At 44.1% G+C, this 21,228-nt stretch carries 20 protein-coding genes and 1 pseudogene; 7 read left to right on the forward strand and 14 right to left on the reverse strand.

The features are described from left to right. The first annotated feature begins 120 nt into the window (after positions 1 to 120). Both pdxH and D0T92_RS08850 read left to right on the forward strand, forming a co-directional pair. Positions 121 to 753 carry a pyridoxamine 5'-phosphate oxidase gene (gene pdxH / locus D0T92_RS08845; RefSeq protein WP_151052091.1) on the forward strand — a complete coding sequence of 211 codons (633 nt, stop codon included), beginning with the start codon at positions 121 to 123 and terminating at the stop codon, positions 751 to 753. A gap of 58 nt (positions 754 to 811) precedes the next feature. Continuing rightward, a pseudogene (locus D0T92_RS08850) lies at positions 812 to 925 on the forward strand (IS1595 family transposase); the annotation flags it as partial. 165 nt (positions 926 to 1,090) lie between these two features. Here D0T92_RS08850 and D0T92_RS08855 read toward each other — a convergent pair. The 6 genes from D0T92_RS08855 to dnaB all read right to left on the reverse strand — a co-directional run bounded on the left by D0T92_RS08855 (position 1,091) and on the right by dnaB (position 6,163). Continuing rightward, positions 1,091 to 1,549 carry a PilX family type IV pilin gene (locus D0T92_RS08855; protein ID WP_151052093.1) on the reverse strand — a complete coding sequence of 153 codons (459 nt, stop codon included), beginning with the start codon at positions 1,547 to 1,549 and terminating at the stop codon, positions 1,091 to 1,093. Between the two features lie 12 nt (positions 1,550 to 1,561). Beyond that, positions 1,562 to 2,113 carry a pilus assembly PilX family protein gene (locus tag D0T92_RS08860; RefSeq protein WP_151052094.1) on the reverse strand — a complete coding sequence of 184 codons (552 nt, stop codon included), beginning with the start codon at positions 2,111 to 2,113 and terminating at the stop codon, positions 1,562 to 1,564. Beyond that, positions 2,092 to 3,087, reverse strand: a complete 996-nt coding sequence (locus tag D0T92_RS08865) for a PilW family protein (protein ID WP_151053043.1) — start codon at positions 3,085 to 3,087, stop codon at positions 2,092 to 2,094. Before D0T92_RS08865 ends, D0T92_RS08860 begins: the two co-directional genes overlap by 22 nt. 2 nt (positions 3,088 to 3,089) lie before the next feature. Further along, entirely contained in the window at positions 3,090 to 3,806 is a 717-nt protein-coding gene (gene pilV / locus D0T92_RS11610; RefSeq protein ID WP_225315101.1) for a type IV pilus modification protein PilV, read from the reverse strand. Between the two features lie 59 nt (positions 3,807 to 3,865). Continuing rightward, positions 3,866 to 4,549 carry a GspH/FimT family pseudopilin gene (locus D0T92_RS08875; protein WP_151052096.1) on the reverse strand — a complete coding sequence of 228 codons (684 nt, stop codon included), beginning with the start codon at positions 4,547 to 4,549 and terminating at the stop codon, positions 3,866 to 3,868. Between the two features lie 204 nt (positions 4,550 to 4,753). After that, positions 4,754 to 6,163: a replicative DNA helicase gene (gene dnaB, locus D0T92_RS08880; RefSeq protein ID WP_151052098.1), complete on the reverse strand. Its 1,410-nt coding sequence runs from the start codon at positions 6,161 to 6,163 to the stop codon at positions 4,754 to 4,756. A 224-nt stretch (positions 6,164 to 6,387) separates the two neighbouring features. Between dnaB and D0T92_RS08885 the strand changes: the two genes are divergently transcribed. Both D0T92_RS08885 and D0T92_RS08890 read left to right on the forward strand, forming a co-directional pair. Beyond that, entirely contained in the window at positions 6,388 to 6,969 is a 582-nt protein-coding gene (locus D0T92_RS08885; RefSeq protein ID WP_151052101.1) for a superoxide dismutase, read from the forward strand. A 173-nt stretch (positions 6,970 to 7,142) separates the two neighbouring features. Next, a complete protein-coding gene (locus tag D0T92_RS08890) occupies positions 7,143 to 7,418 on the forward strand; it encodes a helix-turn-helix domain-containing protein (protein WP_151052103.1) in 276 nt (91 codons plus the stop codon). Between the two features lie 98 nt (positions 7,419 to 7,516). On the opposite strand, the gene D0T92_RS08895 is transcribed toward D0T92_RS08890, so the two are convergent. The 4 genes from D0T92_RS08895 to D0T92_RS08910 form a co-directional block, all read right to left on the reverse strand. Then, positions 7,517 to 10,273, reverse strand: a complete 2,757-nt coding sequence (locus D0T92_RS08895; RefSeq protein ID WP_151052105.1) for a M16 family metallopeptidase — start codon at positions 10,271 to 10,273, stop codon at positions 7,517 to 7,519. Positions 10,274 to 10,525: 252 nt separating this feature from the next. After that, positions 10,526 to 10,993, reverse strand: coding sequence for an RICIN domain-containing protein (locus tag D0T92_RS08900; RefSeq protein ID WP_151052107.1), 468 nt, complete (start codon positions 10,991 to 10,993; stop codon positions 10,526 to 10,528). A gap of 149 nt (positions 10,994 to 11,142) precedes the next feature. Next, positions 11,143 to 11,361 carry a hypothetical protein gene (locus D0T92_RS08905; protein ID WP_151052109.1) on the reverse strand — a complete coding sequence of 73 codons (219 nt, stop codon included), beginning with the start codon at positions 11,359 to 11,361 and terminating at the stop codon, positions 11,143 to 11,145. Between the two features lie 121 nt (positions 11,362 to 11,482). Further along, complete coding sequence (locus tag D0T92_RS08910) at positions 11,483 to 12,427, reverse strand: class I SAM-dependent methyltransferase (RefSeq protein WP_151052111.1); 945 nt, start codon at positions 12,425 to 12,427, stop codon at positions 11,483 to 11,485. 259 nt (positions 12,428 to 12,686) lie between these two features. On the opposite strand from D0T92_RS08910, the gene hemA reads away from it, so the two are divergent. Then, complete coding sequence (hemA, locus tag D0T92_RS08915; RefSeq protein ID WP_151052112.1) at positions 12,687 to 13,949, forward strand: glutamyl-tRNA reductase; 1,263 nt, start codon at positions 12,687 to 12,689, stop codon at positions 13,947 to 13,949. An 81-nt stretch (positions 13,950 to 14,030) separates the two neighbouring features. On the opposite strand, the gene D0T92_RS08920 is transcribed toward hemA, so the two are convergent. The 4 genes from D0T92_RS08920 to D0T92_RS08935 all read right to left on the reverse strand — a co-directional run bounded on the left by D0T92_RS08920 (position 14,031) and on the right by D0T92_RS08935 (position 18,648). After that, complete coding sequence (locus D0T92_RS08920) at positions 14,031 to 14,807, reverse strand: ferredoxin--NADP reductase (RefSeq protein ID WP_151052114.1); 777 nt, start codon at positions 14,805 to 14,807, stop codon at positions 14,031 to 14,033. 70 nt (positions 14,808 to 14,877) lie between these two features. Continuing rightward, a complete protein-coding gene (gene msbA / locus D0T92_RS08925; RefSeq protein WP_151052116.1) occupies positions 14,878 to 16,671 on the reverse strand; it encodes a lipid A export permease/ATP-binding protein MsbA in 1,794 nt (597 codons plus the stop codon). Positions 16,672 to 16,795: 124 nt separating this feature from the next. Then, positions 16,796 to 18,208 (reverse strand): threonine synthase, encoded by a 1,413-nt coding sequence (gene thrC / locus D0T92_RS08930; protein ID WP_151052118.1) that lies wholly within the window; start codon positions 18,206 to 18,208, stop codon positions 16,796 to 16,798. Positions 18,209 to 18,291: 83 nt separating this feature from the next. Then, positions 18,292 to 18,648, reverse strand: coding sequence for a hypothetical protein (locus D0T92_RS08935; RefSeq protein WP_151052120.1), 357 nt, complete (start codon positions 18,646 to 18,648; stop codon positions 18,292 to 18,294). A 252-nt stretch (positions 18,649 to 18,900) separates the two neighbouring features. Between D0T92_RS08935 and D0T92_RS08940 the strand changes: the two genes are divergently transcribed. Both D0T92_RS08940 and yaaA read left to right on the forward strand, forming a co-directional pair. Beyond that, positions 18,901 to 20,208, forward strand: a complete 1,308-nt coding sequence (locus tag D0T92_RS08940; RefSeq protein ID WP_151052122.1) for a replication-associated recombination protein A — start codon at positions 18,901 to 18,903, stop codon at positions 20,206 to 20,208. A 166-nt stretch (positions 20,209 to 20,374) separates the two neighbouring features. Further along, entirely contained in the window at positions 20,375 to 21,154 is a 780-nt protein-coding gene (yaaA, locus tag D0T92_RS08945) for a peroxide stress protein YaaA (RefSeq protein ID WP_151052124.1), read from the forward strand. Positions 21,155 to 21,228 lie beyond the last annotated feature (74 nt).

Genomic DNA, 21,228 nt, shown 5'->3' on the forward strand with positions numbered 1-21,228 from the left:
ATATTTCTTCATTTCATTAACCATTAAGGCCGCCTGAACACTTTCAGACGGCCTTAAATCTTGCTATGCTTAATATATACATATTCATTTATCTACCTTATCACAAGCTAGGAATTGGTTATGGACTTACACGATATTCGCGAAGATTACAGCAAACAGGAATTATCAGAAGCCGAATGCGATGCCGACCCCATTATTCAATTCGAGCGCTGGCTGAATGAAGCCATCCGCTCCGAAGTAAACGAGCCAACTGCAGTAAACGTGGCTACAGTCAATTCAGATGGCCGCCCTGAAAACCGGCAAGTGCTATTGAAAGAAGTGAATCGGCAGGGTTTTGTGTTTTTCACCAATTATAAAAGCCGAAAAGGACGCGCATTAGCGGCTGTACCTTTTGCTGCCCTTACTTTCTTTTGGCCGGAATTGGAGCGGCAGGTACGAATAGAAGGCAGAGTTGAAAAACTTGATGAAACTGCCTCCGACGAATATTTTGAAAGCCGCCCTTACACCAGCCGTATCGGTGCATGGGCAAGCGAACAAAGCGAAGTGATCAGCAGCAAAGCGGTATTGGTTACCCGTGCTGCAGCAATCGGCCTCAAGCACCCGTTACATGTTCCCCGCCCACCGCATTGGGGCGGCTATGTAGTGATACCCGACAGAATAGAGTTTTGGCAGGGCAGACCCAGCCGCCTGCATGACCGCATCCAATACCGTCTGGATGGCAACCAATGGATTAAAGAGCGGCTTTCACCTTAAAATATTTGGGGCTATCCTAGATAACTAGAGTTGTTCATAAGCATATAAAATAATTCTTATGAAGAAAAGCTGTTTAGGCCAGTATGAGCAATACAAACTAATCGAACTGTTTGTTGCAGGCGTAACCACCAGAACAGCAGCACAATTCGGCGTTCATAGAAATACTGCAGCTTGAGACCTTGGCAAAATAGTCTTTTAACAGAAAGCCGAACTTTAAGCACAAGATTTCGGCTATTTGGGAAAGTGCTATTCAGCAAAAGCCTCAGGCCGTCTGAATATTTCAGACGGCCTTCCTTTATATTTTAAGAAACAACTTAGTATGGTTTAAACACTAAACCTATGTACCAATTTTTTTACACTTACCCTGAGTAGTATATCTTTTAGCAGAAGCGGCATCTTCACACTTATAAGCATCACCTGTGCTATTCATCCATACCGCCATTTTATAACCTGATGACGATTTGGGTATTGCAGTCAAGTTGTAACCAATACTATTTTTAGCATCAGGCATTGCTATAGAAATAACATATTTTGATGAAACATCAGGATCTATATTAAAATTTTTTAAAAACTCTGTCAGCTCTGCCTCACTCCTTAATTTTGAAGGCTCTTTAATACGTTTGAGTTTAATTAAATTATTAATATCAACCAGCTCGATATGTGCATTCATTAAATGACCGCGCTCAATATAATGCATATACGATGGATATGCGATAGTTGCCAAAATCCCGATAATAGCTACCACAATCATCATTTCTAACAAAGAGAAGCCTTTTTGTTTTAAAGATATTTCCATTAAAGTACCTTCTTAGTTTGCTGAAACATAAGATTGAAGTGTTACCGTTGTATTGGCATTTTTCCCCCAGGCCTTAGCTGTTACACGATATATCATTGAACTATCTTCCTGCGTGTTGATATATTCAATAATATAACGTGGTTTTTTCCTAACACCCGAATTATTTAACTCTTTACCATTCAATTCCAAACATGTTTGCTTATCACACAATCGGTGCCAAGCCACTTCTCCGGTAGAATCGGCTTCTATACGAACGTCACCAACGTTTTTTTGCGTAGCATTTGCCGAAGAACAAAGCCCTTCTTCACAGTTTTGCTTAAATGTAATGATATTTCCATAAAAGCCGGCAATTCTACGCTCTCCGGCACGCAATGCTGCCTCTGCCAACGCAGAAGCAAACTTATGGTCGGCATCATTGGTACTGATACGCTGTTCGGTATTATAAGACTGGGTAACGCTTACCACGAAAAATGCAACCACAATCATCACCATCAACACAATAAAGAGTGAAAACCCTTGTTGTGATGATTTATGCATAAAATTTAAAGAGTACGGTTTGCGCATGCATTGCCTCCCCTTACAGCCGCATCAATAGTATAAATTTGATTTGCATCCTGAACACCACCACTTAAAGTCATTCGTATCAATGTCGGCACTCTAGATAAACTATCGGAATATTGAAATTTCTCAAAGTCATCCGAACTCTCAGGTACTACAACTTCAGGACAGTCATTAATATAGAGGTACTTCAATTTAGCATCAGTGATACCTTTTACCAAAAGCTGTGGATTGCCCCACTTATTATCACTGGTTAACTGAAAGCGATATAAGCCCTGCTGCCCACCAATATTACCAACAACATAAGCATTAACTATATAATTCATTACTGTTATTTCATTATCGTCAGAGGAGGTTCCCAATGCATTTCTCACTGTTTCGTTTGTCGGCATTGTGTCATCAGCCGGTCGAACCAAAGTATCACAAGAACTAAAAATTAAAGGTGCGCCATTATCAACTTCATTACTCACTCCTCCAATACGCCCATTGCCTGTGCCATACATAAAAATCAGCGCATCCGATCCGGTATTAAAGTCTGAAGGTTTAAAATTACCACGAGAAATAGAACGGATAGCAAGCAAATTATCACTGTCATTGATCAACTTAAATGCATCTGAGACAGCGGTAGCAGAATTATTATCTTTAATTTTCCGCCCCCCTACTTTAGCTTGAACGGTGGCCATAGTTTTCCCACCAATTGTTTTTTGTACAATCTCAGTTTCTGCTGTCATATTAAAGCAACCGAAGTTTCCGGCCATCCGGGCATCACGGACAATCATATTGGCAGCATTACGCAAATCTTGTTGTACAGTAAGTCTTTCATTAGCCGCCGTATTCAATTGACGTGCAGTAAAATACCCCTTGCTCACTGCCATCAATACAATCATACTAAGCAAACTGGCTACGGCAAACTCTATCAGACTAAAGCCTTTAGGCTTGGATGCCGCCGTAATGTAAAAATTATTGTTATTTGTTTTCATCATTATTCCGTCAATTGTGCTTGATAGGTATAAGTAATTTTCTGTTTATTTTTCTGATTGGTTTGTAAAGAAGAAGTATTCTTTTCTGCTTTTTCAACATCCATTTCCCAAATTACTTTGATTACCATTGGATCATCTCCCCTTGTGCCTGAACAGTTTCCATCGGCAGTTGTCATATCGCGCCCGGTATTATCCACACAAATAATATAATAGATATCGGTATTTGGCAGTGCGGCCAACAGGGTATTTTCAAACCTACCCAACTGGTCTTCCAATATTTCCCGTTTATTCAATACTGTTCCATCACTGTCAGACTTAGACCAATTTTTAATTCCCCCACCTGCTTTTACAGGCTTACTTAAAAAATAACTGACCGCTTTGCCCACAATAATATTGTTATTATCATAGCTTTTAATCACCCATCCTTCAGGAGTATTGTCTTTTACCGTATCTGCACACTCTTTTCTATCCTTATCATCTTTACTGCACAAAGTCGGGTTGATCATCATGCCTTCAGTCAAATTTTGAACAGCTTGGGCAACAATGGTTTGGCTCTCTGCTTCACGAACACTCGCTACCGTTCTGAGTTGTGTAGCTAATAAAGCCAACACGCCCACCGCTAACACAAACATCGCAACCAAAACTTCCAACAAAGTCATCCCGCTTTGCCTTGCTATCAAACCGCCCCGACGGTTATGAATCGTTTTAAATACTTTCATTTTTCAATCTTTTTTATTAATTAACCAAGTAAGCTAACAGTATCTGATTTTATTAGCTTTTATTCAGCTGTTTTATATTCACACAAAGTAGCAGCCATACTATTTTCATTATCATCTTTAACGATTGAATCGCCCGAACACTCGTTTACCCTGCCACTACTGTCTAACCAAACAATACGGGAACGCGATTTTTTAGTACGCTCATCTCTGGCTACACTGTCCGTTAAAGAAATCTTAACGAACCCGCTGGCAATACTCAGCTTATCACCTGCATTTTTGGCGTGACCAAACATACCGTTGGGCAAGAATCCCCATACTTTATTGTTCCCTGTTTTGGTATATTTAAAATCATAAGTTTCAAATTGATAGCTAACCCGTTTCTGATCCTGCATATTCAAGATCACCGTACGTAAATTAGTATCATTATTACGTGTATAGCTACCATCTTTGTTGTTATCGGCAAATGCGGCAAGACCTTCACCTGCATAGCTATGATCACAATATTTATCCGGATTGCCGTCTTTTCTAATAGCAACCGGACAAACATAAACGGGAACATTCAAACGAACTGCTTCACTACGCGCGAAGCGTAAAAGATTAACGACCTGCTCGGCCTGACTCGCTGTACGGCGGGAGGCTATCCAGTCGCTCATATTAGGGAGGGCGATAGTTGCCATAATCGCTACAATAGCGATGACAATCAACAATTCAGTTAATGTAAAACCTTGATTTTTTAAACGCATGAGTTTGCCTGATAACGTTATTCGGGTAATGTGCTTCCGAGCGTTTCAGACGGCCTGCCCTATAAGGACACTCGCCCGAAATACGGTATTTTTACTGCCTGATATTTGGCAATTTTGTTTAATTTGGTTTTATATTGTAAACGATAACGCGATGGCATACCTAATAAAATATGAAGAAGGCTTATAAATCAACAATAATCTGTATCAATCTTCCATCATTGCAGCATCGGGAATATAGGCTGCATTTTCAAATTTGGTAAATTGCCCGATAAAGGTTAAGAAGACTTTTCCAGTCGGGCCGTTACGGTGTTTACCGATAATACATTCGGCCAACCCTTTAAACTGGGTTTCGGCATTATAGTATTCATCTCGATACATAAACATAATTAAATCAGCATCTTGCTCGATCGCCCCTGACTCACGCAAGTCAGACATCATTGGGCGTTTGTCCGTACGCTGCTCTACGGTACGGCTCAATTGTGATAAAGCAATCACCGGTACCTGCAACTCTTTAGCCAGTGCTTTAAGCGAACGTGAAATTTCACCCAATTCAGAGGCACGGTTGTCGCTGCGTCCCGAACCGGACATTAATTGCAAATAGTCAATCACAATCAAGCCCAACTTACCACCAAACTGACGGGCAAGGCGGCGGGCGCGGGCGCGCAGTTCGAGTGCAGTCAGCCCCGGTGTTTCATCGATAAACATCGGCGCATCGGATAATTTGACCACTGCCTCGTTCAGACGGCCCCAATGTTCATCTTCCAGACGGCCCGTTTTTAAAATATGCTGATCCAAACGCCCCACCGACCCAAGCATACGCATCACCAGTTGTGCGCCACCCATTTCCATAGAAAAAACGGCAACCGGTAGCTTAGACTCAATCGCTACATGCTCGGCAATATTAATCGAAAAAGCAGTTTTACCCATCGAAGGCCGACCTGCTACGATAATCAGATCACCAGGCTGTAAGCCTGAAGTTTTCTTATCCAAATCGATAAAACCGGTAGCGATGCCCGTTACCTCATCAGGGTTATCGCGCGAATAAAGCATATCAATACGCTCTACCACTTCTTTTAATAAAACCGGCATTTCCAAAAAGCCCTGCTTTGATTTAGCCGTACTCTCTGCGATTTGGAATACTTTGTTTTCCGCTTCGTCCAATAATTGCCCCGCATCACGCCCTTGCGGGTTATAAGCACTGCGGGCAATGTCCGTACCTACCTCGGCCAATTGCCGCATAATCGAGCGTTCACGTACAATTTCCGCGTATCGCCGTATATTGGCTGCGGAAGGCGTATTTTGCGCCAATGTAATCAAATAATTGAATCCGCCTGCGGCTTCAAGTTCTTCATTTCGCTCCAAAGCTTCTTGCACGGTAATCACATCAGCAGGACGGCTTTCATTAATCAGCGCCGAAATACTGCGAAAAATCACACGGTGCTCATGACGGTAGAAATCTTCCGTGCCGACCACATCTGCGATTCTGTCCCATGCGGCATTTTCAAGTAAAAGCCCACCCAATACCGACTGCTCCGCCTCCATAGAGTGCGGCGGCAGTGACAATGCACTGATTTCACGGTCTTCAGACGGCATCATATCGGTATAATCATTCATGGAATATCTTTCTTGGCAGGCTTTTTCTTACAGAGCAGGCATTATAGCCGAATAAGTTTTATTGGTCTTTTAAAAGAGGAAAGGGTAAAATTGTATAACGCATCTTAAAATTTTAGTCTTGAATTTGTAGGATGCTTCCGCCCCGTATAGCAGAAAAACAGTGAAAAATCAGCAATACGGTTAAACCATTACCATTAACCAAAAAACACAACAGGAGCACTTTAATGGAACACAAACTACCTCAACTGCCTTATGAATTAAATGGTCTGGAACCACATATTTCTAAAGAAACTTTAGAATATCACTACGGCAAACACCATCAAACCTACATCAACAACTTAAACAACCAAATCAAAGATACCGAATTTGAAAATGCTTCTTTAGAAGATATCGTGAAAAAATCTTCAGGCGGCCTTTTTAACAATGCAGCTCAAACATGGAACCATACCTTTTATTGGATGGGTTTCACACCCAAAGGCCAAGGCAAGCCTTCAGGCGAACTGGCCGCTGCCATTGATGCCAAATGGGGCAGCTTTGAGAAGTTCCAAGAAGCCTTTAACGCTTGCGCTGCCGGTACTTTCGGTTCAGGTTGGGCTTGGTTGGTAAAAACACCTGCCGGCGAATTGGATCTGGTATCCACTTCTAATGCGGGAACACCTTTAACCACCGAGAACACACCTTTGTTAACTTGCGACGTATGGGAACACGCTTATTACATCGACTACCGTAACAGCCGCCCCAACTACCTGAAAGGTTTCTGGGAAATCGTTAACTGGGACGAAGTTGCCAAACGTTTTGCAGCTTAATGACACAATCAGGTCATCATGGCCTGATATCACAAAACAGCACTTTCTTTTTTGAGAATGTGCTGTTTTTTTATATTTTACCCATCCGGCTCATCAACCAGCTTAATCATCTGTTATTTTCCCCGCTATTTGCTGTAAAATTGCCGACACCGAGCCTAAAGGATAAAAAGAGTATGAGCAAACTAACCGCCCCTGCCGAACTGCCCGACGAAGCCGATTTACGCGCCGTACTGGCCTACAATATGCGCTTATTCCGTGTCAACAAAGGATGGTCGCAAGAAGAACTCGCCCGTCAATGCGGTCTGGATCGGACTTATGTTTCCGCGGTAGAGCGCAAACGTTGGAATATCGCTTTATCCAATATTGAGAAAATGGCTTCAGCACTGGGTATACCGGCTTATCAGCTTTTACTTCCCCCGCAAGCGCGTTTGGCCATGAGCGTTTCGTAAAAACCATCTTGCTAATATACGAATTTATCAAAGGCCGTCTGAAAACCATTTCAGACGGCCTTATTCATACCTTATCAATAAAACAACCGATAGATATTTTATGGATTTGCCGGATCCACCAGCAATACCCTGGCATTTTGCGATGACCACAATAATTTTGCCGTTTGACGCAAACGCGTTTGGATAATGGTACGGTGCAGTTGTGGCAAACGGCTTAAATAACGTGCATCGCCATAATGTTTATGGCTGGCCGCTAACCGTTCTAACCATACTTCAGGATCTTTCTGACGTTTGGCTTCCTGCTCGATAAAAAGTCTTTGCAGGTTATCGGCTTCGGCTTTAGTAATATTTTCAGGTAGGTGTTGTAATATTTGCTGTGCCTGTTCCCAAGCTTCCGATGCTTTTTCAGGGGCGGTACTGAAAAATAAATTACTTTCCACCCGGTTATAAGACTGCTTGGGCATGGCAGTAAATTTTACGCTGTATGTGCTCTGACTGCGACGGCGTAAAGCCTCTTTTAAACGAGCATTGGCCAGATTCACCAAAAGCGGAATTTGCTCCGACGTATCCGGCGTCCAATCGTAAAAAGGCTGCCACGACCATGCGTTAATGTCAGTACTATGGGTATCGTTAATCGCCGCACGGCGTAATGTGGTACCCTCCAGTAAATTTCTATAGCTATTGCCGATATTTTGACGCGGTATATCGGCAAGATATTGCACCAGTAACGGTTTGATTTTTTCAGACGGCATATTGCTAACAATATAATAGCGCACCGGCTTAGACACCAACTGTCGCCATTGTTTGATAAAATCTTGTTCTGTTAACGCACGGATGTCGTTACTACTCTGCGCCCTACTCTCCGGCTTACCATAACGCAGAAGTTCTAATTCCAACTCTTGTTTGCCGGGTACCGAACGTAAATAAATCGGCAACCGTACCGCTGCTCTTTCCACGGCGTCGCGCCAGTGTTTGGCCGTCGGTGCCGTTTGTTGTTGTCGATATAGCTGTAACAATGAAGCCAGTTCGGCTTGTGCGACACGGGCATCGGTTATCTGGCTATCGTGTGTCAAATGATAGCGGTATTCGATACCATGCTGCCGCTGCCATCGCTGAAAATCTGCATCGCTCGCACCTTCGGGCGCCGAAACGGAAACCACCTTTCCTGCCAATTGCGCCTGCCATGCAGCATCACCGGCCTGTAAATAACCCGTATCCGATACGGCTTTAAAATAAACCTGCCCACGTGCCACATCTTTTTGTAATAACACAATTTGGTCGCCGTTATTTAAATTCAAATAAGCAACTTTATTTTCGTTATCATAGTTTTCCGAAACGACTGTCCCTGTTCCATTATGGATAGGAAAAGCAAATGCCTGCATAGCAGATTGTACTGTTTTGGGTTTCTTAACATCATGTTCTACCAATACGGGCATGGTTTTCTTGCTTGGGTTTTGTCCCTTAGGCATCACGGATTGTTCGGTAAGATGGTTAGTAGGTAATTTTTCAGGTAAGTCTTCGGGTACTTGGATAATCACTAAGCTATCGGCAGCCGCCAGCCACTCCGAAATACGTTTATTGACCGCGGCCGCATCAATACGGTAAAGCTGACTGCGTTCGGCTGCACGCACTTCTTTAGTCGGTGCCGGTTTGTCTGCCAAAACCGACTCTTCCGCCAATTTAACCGTTGCAATCAAATCGTCCGGTAAATCACTAACAGCAAGCAAATGGTTATAAAGCGTTTTACGGTAAGCTGCCGTTTCCTCAGCTGTTACCGGCTGTTGTTTTAATGTTGCCACTAAGTTTTTTAGCCGCTTTAAGCCTGCTTCATCATCACCAGGTACAAAATCGGTATGTAAACTCAATGACCCGGTACGACTACCGATATTCCCTGCTTTCAACGATACGGCCTCACCGCTGGCTTGAATACGTTGATGCAGCATATACGCTGCGAAGTTATCCAATAAGCGGTGATAATGCCCTTGCACACCATTGCTTTGAGACAAAGCATTATCAAAACGATAAACCAATGCCAGCTTACTGTCGGCATTGTCTTTATCCTTTACATAACCCGTATGCTCGCCGGCAGACAGTTTAGGCTCATATTCTGCCAGATTCCGTTGCGGCAAAACCACCGGATTCAGACGGCCTAAAGCCTCTTCAATCGTGGCTGCTGTTTTTTTAAGATTAAGATCGCCGATAACAACTAAAACGGCGTTATTACTGCCATACCATTTATGATGGAAACGGTTGGCCGTATCCGCCTTAGCCCGTTCGATAGCGGCTAATCGGCCAATCGGCGCATAACGGGCACTGCGTGCACCTTGATGCAGCAAAGCATCGTATTGCCTGTTGAGGCGGTCTTGTAATGTCTGTTGCTGCCGCCATTCGGCAAAAATAACCTGCCGCTCTTGCGCCCAATCACGCTCTGAAAAGTTTTGCGGTGAAAGTATTTGCCGATAAACGGCCAATGCTTCATCCAACTGCCTGCGCCCTCTGGGCGGAATCAGTAAATAGCGCGTGTAGCGGTAGCCTGTTTGGGCATTAAAATGGCGCCCCATTTGCCAACCGTCCGCACTTAAATGACTGCTCAAGCCTTGAGGAAAGGTGGCAGAACTTTGAAAGACCATATGTTCGGTGATATGCGCTATGCCCTCTTCGCTGTCTTCTTCATCTGCCGCACCGACATTCACCTGCAAACGCAATACCAACTGCCGACCGGCAGAAGGTACGTTAAAGATATGATAGACCAAGCCATTATCTAGCCTGCCTTCAAAGTACTCAGGCCGGCCGGCTTGTACGGCAATAGAAAAAAGCAGGGCGATGCCAAGCAATAAGAAGCGTATTAATAACATAAAGGAGTAATGTGTTTGGTAATATTCTGCCCGTTCAAATAAAACAAGATAAACGGTCTTTTTTTTAATTCAACTGGTATTATGCCTGCTTTTACGCCGAATGAATATAGTCTTTATATTGAATAATGAATTTTGTGATTAAATAGACAATAATAATTTTTAATGCATATTAAATAAGAAGCAGCTTGAAAAATAATGAGCCGTCTGAAATATTCAGACGGCTCATTATTTTAAATTAATACATACTTATTATTAACGAGTAAACGAAAAATGCCTGCTACGTTTATTGCTACAAGATGCGGCCAATCGTACCGGCGTACCAGTTTTACCCGTCGCCTCCAAGCATCTGCCGTTTAATCTGCTGCGTATGGTTTGGCCTTCACGATACCATTGTTGTGCCACACTAGGTCTACACTGCTGTACCGATAATCGGCGCCCTTTGTTTTTACCGGTTCCGCTGGTTGTAAGGCACATACCCTCAATGCGGATATCATTACCCGATATGGCAAACCGTTGGCTACTTTTATCACCACAATTTGCCGTAACGATTTGTTGACGATTATCTCTCAACTCAAGACACTTTCCAGCTGCCGTACGGATATGGTAATCATAAGATATTGCTTGAGAACCTTTAGCAGAAGACTGAGTTTGATTCATATCTGACGCGCAACCACCAAGAATAAAGGCGGGAATAAGCAGAAAAATAGCTGCCGGTTTCATAATTACTCCTTTTCATCTATAAAGAATATAACGTTCATAAATAAGCTCCTTATCCAAACAAACCATCAAAAATCATATAACACCCGAGATAACTTGCGACAACGACACAATGCCAAGCCACATGATATAAGCTGTTTAAATTAACGATATTAGTATTGGTTGTATTGGTATCGGTAAATAGGTACTACTGGCTGTGCTTCCTGGTAAATAACCGTTGTTCCCGGAGGAGCATTAATGGTAATGTTTTTATTAGTAGTTGTATGCGATTGAGCTGGTAAGTCGATAGTAACTATTCTCCCATCCGGTGTTTCCGCATAAAAACAACCACCCAACAACAGTATATTTAGCATAAAAAATGCATTTTTCATTATAATTTCTCTCGAGCGGCATAAAACAGAAGTAAACGGCAACATAATAATTATCTATATTCAAATAGTTATTTATTATAAAATTCCATATAAATATTTATAATAATGTTATTTTTTAAACTTAATACCATGTTATTTCCCAGCATTGATGGATTTTTTTATTACGGAAATCTTCAGGCACCGATTGTTTAGAAATATCTTTTACCGCAAACTTATCCATCAATTCAGCATCCAATTCGAAGCTGCGCAAATTATTGGAAAAAAACATCAGGCCGTCTGAAGCCAGCAAACGCATCGCACCATTTATTAATTTACCGTGATCGCGCTGAATATCTAAAATATCCGGCATTTTTTTACTATTAGAAAAGCTCGGCGGATCCATCACAATCAAATCAAACTGTTTACCTTCCGAATAGGCCGTCTGAAGATATTGGAACACATCGGCACGAATAATTTCGTGCTTGGCCTCATCAATATGATTCAATGCAAAATTACGCCGCGCCCAATCCAAATAGGTATTCGATAAATCCACCGTTTCACTGCTTACTGCACCACCGGTTGCCGCATATACGGTGAAGCTGCCGGTATAAGAAAATAGATTTAAGAAACGCTTACCGGCTGCTATCTCACCCACTTTACGGCGTGTGTTGCGGTGATCGAGAAAAAGGCCGGTATCCAGATATTTATCCAGATTAATCCAAAATTTCCGCCCATTTTCAGTGATTGTAAAATCCGCTCCCACTTTGCCCGTTTTCAAATATTGCTTCGTGCCTTTTTGGCGCTCGCGGCGTTTGAAATGGATATGATCCGGCGGGAAACCGGTCACAAACGAAATAGCCTCCAAAACTTCTGCCAGCCATGCTTCATATTCTTCAGGCTGCATCTGCCAACCGGTATCATATTCCTGCAAGTGGATATGGCTGCCATATACATCGATAGCGAAAGGAAATTGCGGAATATCACGGTCATACATACGCCATGCCTCTATATTCTGACGGCGTGCCCATTTCAGATAATGTTTGATATTTTTGCCCAACCGGTTGGCAAAAGAAGTAATGTCGGTCATATTCAGCTTTCAGACGGCCTTTAGGCTTATTTTTTCAACGTAAATAGAAAAAGACTTTGTAATAGATAGGGTAATTTTACCGTAAAGCTTCCCCCTTTGCTTTGAATAAAAATATTTTTAATATATTTCAAATGGTTAATATTTAAATTTCATGCCACAAAAAATACCATCCATCAATAATCACTATCGCCCCAACATTTTTATTAATTGAAATTTAAGCTATAATAGCAAGCTATATATCTGTTTTCCTATACATCAAATGCAACTTACCGCAGTCGGTCTCAACCATCAAACCGCTCCCCTCAGCATACGCGAAAAGCTGGCGTTTACCGCCGACGGCCTTCCGAATGCCGTGAGCGCATTGGTTGACGGTCAAAATGTTCAAGAAGCAGTTATTCTCTCCACCTGCAACCGCACCGAAGTTTATGGCGTGGGTGATGCGGAAAATATTATCAAATGGCTTGCTGATTATCACAAACTCAATATCGAAGAAATCCGCCCTTATCTTTATACACTCGACAGCAATGATGCCGTACGCCATGCTTTCCGAGTTGCCTGTGGTTTGGACTCTATGGTCTTGGGCGAACCGCAAATTCTCGGCCAAATTAAAGATGCTGTACGTGTTGCGCAAGAGCAGCATACGATAGATACTTGGTTAAATGCCTTATTTCAAAAAACCTTTTCCGTGGCCAAAGAAGTGCGTACCGGCACGGCCGTTGGTGAAAACTCCGTTTCTATGGCGGCTGCATCCGTTAAAATGGCGGAACAGATTTTTCCCTCTATTGCTGATTTGAATGTTTTATTTATCGGTGCCGGCGAAATGATTGAATTGGTTGCGACCTATTTTGCTGCCAAAAACCCCCGCCTTATCGGCGTGGCCAATCGAACTTTACCGCGTGCGCAAGAATTATGCGAAAAACTCGGTGTTAATGCGGAACCACATCTTTTATCCGAGTTACCCGATATTCTTTACGAATATGATGTTATCGTTTCTTCAACCGCCAGCCAACTGCCTATTGTGGGGAAAGGCATGGTAGAACGTGCACTCAAACAACGCCAAAATATGCCGGTATTTATGCTTGATTTGGCTGTTCCACGCGACATTGAAGCAGAAGTTAGCCAGCTGAACGATGCCTATCTTTATAGTGTAGATGATATTGCCAATATTGTTCAAAGCGGCCAGCAAGCGCGTAAAAAAGCAGCTCTTGAAGCTGAAACCATGGTCGAGCAGAAAGTTTCCGAATTTGCCGAATGGCAACGCAGCCGACAAAGTGTTCCGCTTATCCGCGCTTTACGTGATGAGGGTGAACGGGCACGCCGTTATGTTTTGGAAAATGCCATGAAACAACTGGCCAAAGGTGCGCCGCCGGAAGAAGTATTAGAACGTTTGTCGGTTCAACTCACCAACAAACTATTACACTCGCCAACGCGAACACTCAACAAAGCCGGTGCTAAAAGCAGCGAGTTAGTCGAAGCAGTTGCACAAATATATGCTTTAGAACAACCTAAACAAAATAAATAATCATCCTCCACTCCGCCATAAATAATACGGCCGTCTGAAAACTTTCAGACGGCCGTATATTGATTTTCCTAGGCCAGCAGCTTATTGATCAACGAATGCACGTTCAATCAAATAATCACCACGCTGCCCCATTTTCGGAGAAACGGTTAAACCAAACTCATTCAATACTTCGCTGGTATCTTTCAACATGACAGGGCTGCCACACAACATAGCGCGGTCATGTTCGGGATTCATCATCGGCAGCCCGATATCTTCAAATAATTTACCACTGCGCATCAAATCAGTAATGTGGCCACGGTGAATAAATTCTTCACGCGAAACTACCGGATAATAAATCAATTTTTCTTTAACGATTTCACCCAAATATTCGTGTTCGGGTAATTCTTTAGTAAAGCGGTCGTAGTAGGCCAAGTCGTTTTTGTAGCGCACGCCGTGTACTAAAATTACTTTCTCGAACTGCTCATAAACTTCTGGATCTTTGGTAATACTTAAGAAAGGGGCGATACCGGTACCGGTAGACAGCAAATACAGGTTTTTACCCGGATTCAAATCACCGCAAATCAACGTACCGGTAGGTTTTTTACTGATCAACACTTCATCGCCTACTTTCAAGTGCTGCAAACGGCTGGTCAAAGGGCCGTCTTGTACTTTAATACTAAAAAACTCCAAATGTTCTTCCCAGTTGGCACTGGCGACGCTGTATGCACGCATCAGCGGTTTACCGTCCACCATCAAACCAACCATGACAAACTGGCCGTTTTCAAAGCGTAGCGACTCATCGCGTGTGCAAGTAAAAGTGAAGTAAGCGTCCGTCCAGTGGTGTACGGATAAAACTTTCTGAGTATTGAATGCTGCCATTATCGGTTCCTAACATAATTGGAAATAGAAAGGCCGTCTGAACAAGCAGAAAGCCGTCTGAAAACATGAATCAGGTGGCCGCTGCCGTTGCCGCACGGTCGGGATCTTCCTGATCAAAAGCAAATTGTAAATTGTGCAAATCGGCATAGCGCCCGCCTTTAGCCAGTAATTCGGCATGAGTACCCTGCTCGATAATACGCCCTTCATGCATCACCACGATATTATCGGCTTTTTCTATAGTAGAAAGGCGGTGTGCAATCACAATAGTGGTGCGGTTATGCATCAGATTTTCCAATGCAGCCTGCACCAAACGTTCGGATTCATTGTCCAAAGCACTGGTTGCTTCATCCAAAATCAATACCGGTGCATCTTTTAAAATCGCCCGTGCAATCGCCAAGCGCTGACGTTGGCCGCCGGAAAGCTTCAAACCGTTTTCACCAATTTCTGTTTGTAAGCCTTCAGGCATATCTTGGATAAAAGACCAAGCATTGGCCGCTTTTGCCGCTCGGATAATATCGGCTTCGCTGGCCTTATTTATTCTGCCATAAGCAATATTGCTGGCAACCGTGCCGTTAAACAGTACAACATCCTGACTCACCAAAGCCATCTGCTCGCGCAGGCTGTCAACAGTAAACTCCCGTATATCGGTGCCCCCGATACGGATTTGCCCCTCGGTAGGATCAAAAAAGCGCGGCAACATATTGGCCAGAGTGGTTTTACCGCTACCGGATGCCCCGACCAATGCCACTACTTTACCTGTCGGCACAGTCAAATTAATACCGTTGAGACTATAGCGCTCGGCACCTTCATATTGATAGACAACATTATCAAATTCTATATTTGCAGGCTTTTCTGTTAACACCTGCAAACCACTATCGGTTTCTTCAGGTTCATCCAAAAACGCAAATACACTTTCTGCTGCAGCCATACCACGTTGAAGCGACTGCACAACGCCGGTCATCCGTTTGATGGGATCAAACAACATAATCATGCTGGATAAAAATGCCATAAAATCACCGGCACTAAAACTTGAAGATGCTGCCTGCTTTGCAGCTATATAGATAATCAGAGCCAGTGCAACCGAAGCCATCAACTGGGTAAAACCTGTGCCGATGGCGCTGGCTGCGGCCTGTTTGACACTGTTTCGGCGCACACTGGAAGAAGTATTTTGAAAACGTATGGTTTCATACTGTTTACCGCCGTACACCTTCACCACCCGCACACCATTGATGGTTTCATTGAGCACCTGCATCATTTTGCCCAAATAAGTCTGATTTATTTGAGAAAGATGACGCAAGCGGCGGCTGACCAAGCGGATACTAACAGCCAATATCGGTAGAATTGCAAACGTAATTAATGTCAGCTTCCAATCCAAATAAAATAACAGGCCAAGCAGGCCGAGCACACTGACGCCGTCTTTTGCAATTACCGTAATCACATTAAAGCCGGCTTCAGTAATCAAACCCGCATCATTTAAAATACGCGATAAAATCCGCCCGCTACTGTGACTGCTGAAATAATTTGACGGCAGATGCATCATCTTCTCAAACATTTCACTGCGGATGCGGTGTACTAAATGCCCGGAAAGATAGGTTGTACAATACTCGTTCACAAAATTAAATATGCCGCGAACCAAAAACAGGCCGACAATCGCCAGCGGCAGCCAGGTCATCCTCTGCATGTTTTTATCAACAAAGCCTTCATTAATCAAAGGCTTGAGAAGATAACCAAACGCAGGCATCGTTGCAGCCACAATCAACATGGACACAACGGCAATTGCGAAAATTTTTAAATAATCTTTAAGATAGCCGAGCAAACGCTTATAAAGCATCCAATTCGTTTTATCTTGTGATGGGTTTTGCATATTATTCCGCAAATGAGCGTAAACGTGCGATTGTAAACAAAAATACTTCTCATCACAATGTTTACAGAAAACGACAAACCATAAAAGGCCGTCTGAATATTTTTCAGACGGCCTAATATACCTTTTATTTCTCTAGAGTTTCACGAATAAGCAATTTGACAACATCTGCATTATTCGGCACAACATTAACCCGCTGAGGCAATGTTTCCAGACTTTCCAAAGAGGCCGGACGCGGTATATTGACCTCGCCAACGGCTTCCTTGATAGTATTTTCAAACTTGGCGGCTAATGCCGTTTCCAAACAAACAATCAATTCCCCCGGCTGGCGCACCTCACGGGCTACTTTTACACTGTCCGCAGTATGCGGGTCGATTAATTCATTATCGGCAGCATACACATCGGCAATCATTTGCAAACGGTCTGCATGCAGGCTTTTACCGGATATAAAGCCATATTGCTCGTGTATTTTCTCTAACAACAAGCTTAAATCGAAACCGTTACCGGCCGCCACTTCCGCCCATAGAACCCTAATCTGATCAGTATCTCTATCGGTAACATCAAAAATAAAACGCTCGAAATTGGAGGCTTTGGAAATATCCATCGACGGGCTGGACGTAACCATCGTGTGCTCGGCCGTACGCGGGCGGTATATACCTGTTTTGAAAAACTCATCTAATACATCGTTTTCATTGGTTGCCACAATCAGGCGGTGAATAGGCAGCCCCATCATCCGTGCAATATGGCCGGCACAAACATTACCGAAATTACCGCTGGGTACACAGAAACTGATTTTCTGTTCATTGTGTTCCGTCGCACGGAAATAGCCGGCGAAGTAATACACCACTTGTGCCACAATGCGCCCCCAGTTGATGGAATTCACAGTGCCGATATGATATTGCTCTTTAAAAGACATATCACTCTGTACGGCTTTCACAATATCCTGACAGTCATCAAACATGCCTTTTACCGCAATATTGTGAATATTTTCATCTTGCAGGCTATACATCTGCGCACGCTGAAACGCACTCATTTTGCCTTCGGGCGACAGCATAAACACCTGAATACCTTTTTTGCCGCGTAAAGCATATTCAGCCGCCGAACCGGTATCGCCGCTGGTGGCACCGAGAATGTTCAACTGTTTACCTTCTTTACCCAACACATATTCAAACATATTGCCCAAAAACTGCATCGCCATATCTTTAAAGGCCAAAGTCGGGCCGTTGGACAAGGCTTGGATTTTGAGGCCGTCTGAAAGTGTACGCACCGGTGTGATATCGGCACTACCGAATACTTCTGCTGTATAAGTGCGATTAATAATATCGCGCAAATCATCGGCCGGAATATCGCTGATAAACAAGCTCATAATTTCAAAGGCCAACTCCGGATAACTCAGGCCGCGCCATTGTGCCAACGTTTCCCCGCTGATTTGCGGATAACTTTCCGGCAGCATCAAACCACCGTCGGGTGCCAAGCCCATCAACAAAACTTCGCTAAATGTTTTATGTGCGGTCGCGCCGCGTGTGCTGATATATTTCATGGTTATTCTTCTTAATACTTAATAAGTTGTTCGGATAATATTTTCAGACGGCCTGTTATCAACACAGGCCGTCTGAAAGAAAATCAATTAAATAAACGCTTCACGCAAGCATTCACGGTTTTTGTTGTCACAGAAGCGACTGCCTGAGGGCGTGTGGCCGGGTTCAATGCTTGCAACAATTCGTTGGCGGTTACCTGATTAGGTACTTCCTCGCTGGCACAACCGCAAATTTTATTTTCCCAATCGCGCTGTTGCTCCGCCGACATAGCCAAAGCGGCCAAACGCCATTCGTTGCGGTTATTCAACTCCGTACGGCATTGGTTATCAACCGCCGCTTTAATCAGCGACTGCCCCATTCCGCCGGCACCCGTATTCAAGCCGCCATCGGCCGCACATGCTGCCAATAATAACGTTAAAGCAGCTGTTGTCATTTTTTTCATATTCTATTTCATCCTTTAATAAACACAATAAAAAATGTGTATTCGGCATCTTCGTGACATTGCTATCTACCCGAGAGGCCGTCTGAAACAAGTGGGTATCATTGTACAACATAACCCCCAACTGACACATTATCATCAATAAACTTCTTTAACCTTATCATCTAAACAAAAAACACCATATTCGGCAATACGATATATACCGACGATTCATTCACTATATAATATAGGCCGTCTGAAACGAAAGCCACCGCCATGCCTGATTTGTTTACCCGCGAACCCGACGCACCACTGGCCGAACGCCTGCGCCCCCACACGCTTGATGAAGTGGTCGGACAACAGCATTTAATCGGCGCAGGCAAGCCGCTGCGTGTTGCCGTTGACGGCGGCAAACCCCATTCCATGCTGTTGTGGGGGCCGCCGGGCGTTGGCAAAACCACCTTGGCAAGAATTCTTGCCCAAAGTTTCAATGCCCAATTCCTGCCCGTTTCCGCTGTTTTTTCAGGCGTGAAAGATATTCGTGAAGCAGTTGATAAAGCCCAAATCGCCTTACAACAGGGGCGCGCCACGATTTTATTTGTCGATGAAGTCCACCGTTTCAACAAAGCGCAACAAGATGCGTTCTTACCCTATGTTGAAAGCGGCCTGCTCACCTTTATCGGCGCCACCACCGAAAACCCTTCGTTTGAAGTCAATCCCGCCCTACTCAGCCGTGCCCAAGTTTATGTTTTACAACCCTTAAGCAACGAAGACCTAAAAACGCTGATAAACAAAGTATTCGCCCTACCCGAATACAACGGCTTCAGCCTGACCGACGACGCGCAAACACTACTCATCAATACCGCCGATGGCGATGCCCGCCGCCTGTTGAACCTGCTTGAACAATTATTGCGTGCGGCCGACACCCAAAACACAAAAACACTTACCCCCGAATTTTTAGCCGAAAGCCTAGGCACCCAAATCCGCCGTTTCGATAAGGGTGGCGAAAGTTTTTACAACCAGATTTCCGCGCTGCACAAATCCGTTCGCGGCTCCCATCCCAATGCCGCCTTATACTGGCTCTGCCGCATGCTCGACGGCGGCGCCGATCCGCATTATCTTTCCCGCCGTATCGTACGCATGGCTTGGGAAGACATCGGCTTGGCCGACCCCCGTGCCATGCAAATCGCCAACGATGCCGCCACCACATACGAACGCCTCGGTTCACCCGAAGGCGAGCTGGCACTCGCCCAAGCCGTGCTTTATCTAGCTGCGGCAGCAAAATCCAATGCCGGATACCGTGCCTACAATGAAATGCGTGCATTTGTTAAAGAACACGCCAGCGACGAAGTGCCCGTACATTTACGCAACGCCCCCACCAAACTCATGAAAGAATTGGGCTATGGCAAAGCCTATCGCTATGCCCATGACGAGCCCAACGCCTATGCCGCCGGCGAAACCTATATGCCGGACGGTCTGCCCGAACCCGATTTTTACCGGCCCGTTCCACGCGGCTTAGAAATCAAAATCGGTGAAAAACTGGCATGGCTGAAACAGCTTGATGATGAATCGTCAACATCGTAAATCACACAAAGCCGTCTGAAAAACTTTCAGACGGCCTCATAGATTATATTCACTATTCAACACTTTAAAATGATTTCAATAAAATATCCCAATCTATTCGGCCTTGCCAAACCACGCACGGCAAACTAAAGTAATCATATTCCCAACATTCCACCAATCAACCGATATGTTATTTATTCTATCCCCCGCCAAAAACCTCAACGAAAAAGACCCCGCACCTGTTTCCGAATACACTCTGCCCGATTTACTCGATCAAGCGGAAAAGCTGATGGAAGAAGTGCGTTTATTATCGCCGCAGCAGCTTGCCGAGCTTATGCACGTTTCCGATAAAATCGCCCTACTCAATGCCGAACGCAATGCCGTCTGGCATACGCCTTTCACACCGGAAAATGCCAAACAGGCGGTGTATATGTTTAACGGCGATGTTTACGAAGGCTTGGATGCGCCCTCATTAAACCAGCAGGCTGTAAACTATCTACAAACCCATGTGCGCCTGCTTTCCGGCCTCTACGGCCTACTCCGCCCGCTAGATCTGATGCAGCCCTACCGCTTGGAAATGGGCACCGCTTTTGCCAATGCCCGCGGTAAAAACCTGTATGAATTTTGGGATAACCGCATCACCGATCTGCTGAATAAAACCTTAGCCGATTTAGGGGACAACACATTAATCAACCTGGCTTCCCAAGAATATTTTAAAGCCGTCCGCCCCAATAAACTCAATGCCCGTTTGATTACCCCTGTTTTCAAAGATGAAAAAAACGGCAAATATAAAATTATCAGCTTTTATGCCAAAAGAGCGCGCGGCCTGATGGTGCGTTATGCTGCCGAACACAATATTAGCGAAGCCGAACAGCTCAAAGATTTTGATTATGAAGGTTATGTTTTTAACGATGCAGCATCCAATGAAAACGAATGGGTATTTTTACGTCAAGAACAATCCAAGTAAAAACAAAAAATTAATCTGCCAATCTGCTAAAAAGCTTGGCAATCGGCTATTTTTCCGTTACTATCCCCGCTTTC

It is taken from the genome of Neisseria zalophi, from assembly GCF_008807015.1.
Taxonomy (GTDB): domain Bacteria; phylum Pseudomonadota; class Gammaproteobacteria; order Burkholderiales; family Neisseriaceae; genus Neisseria; species Neisseria zalophi.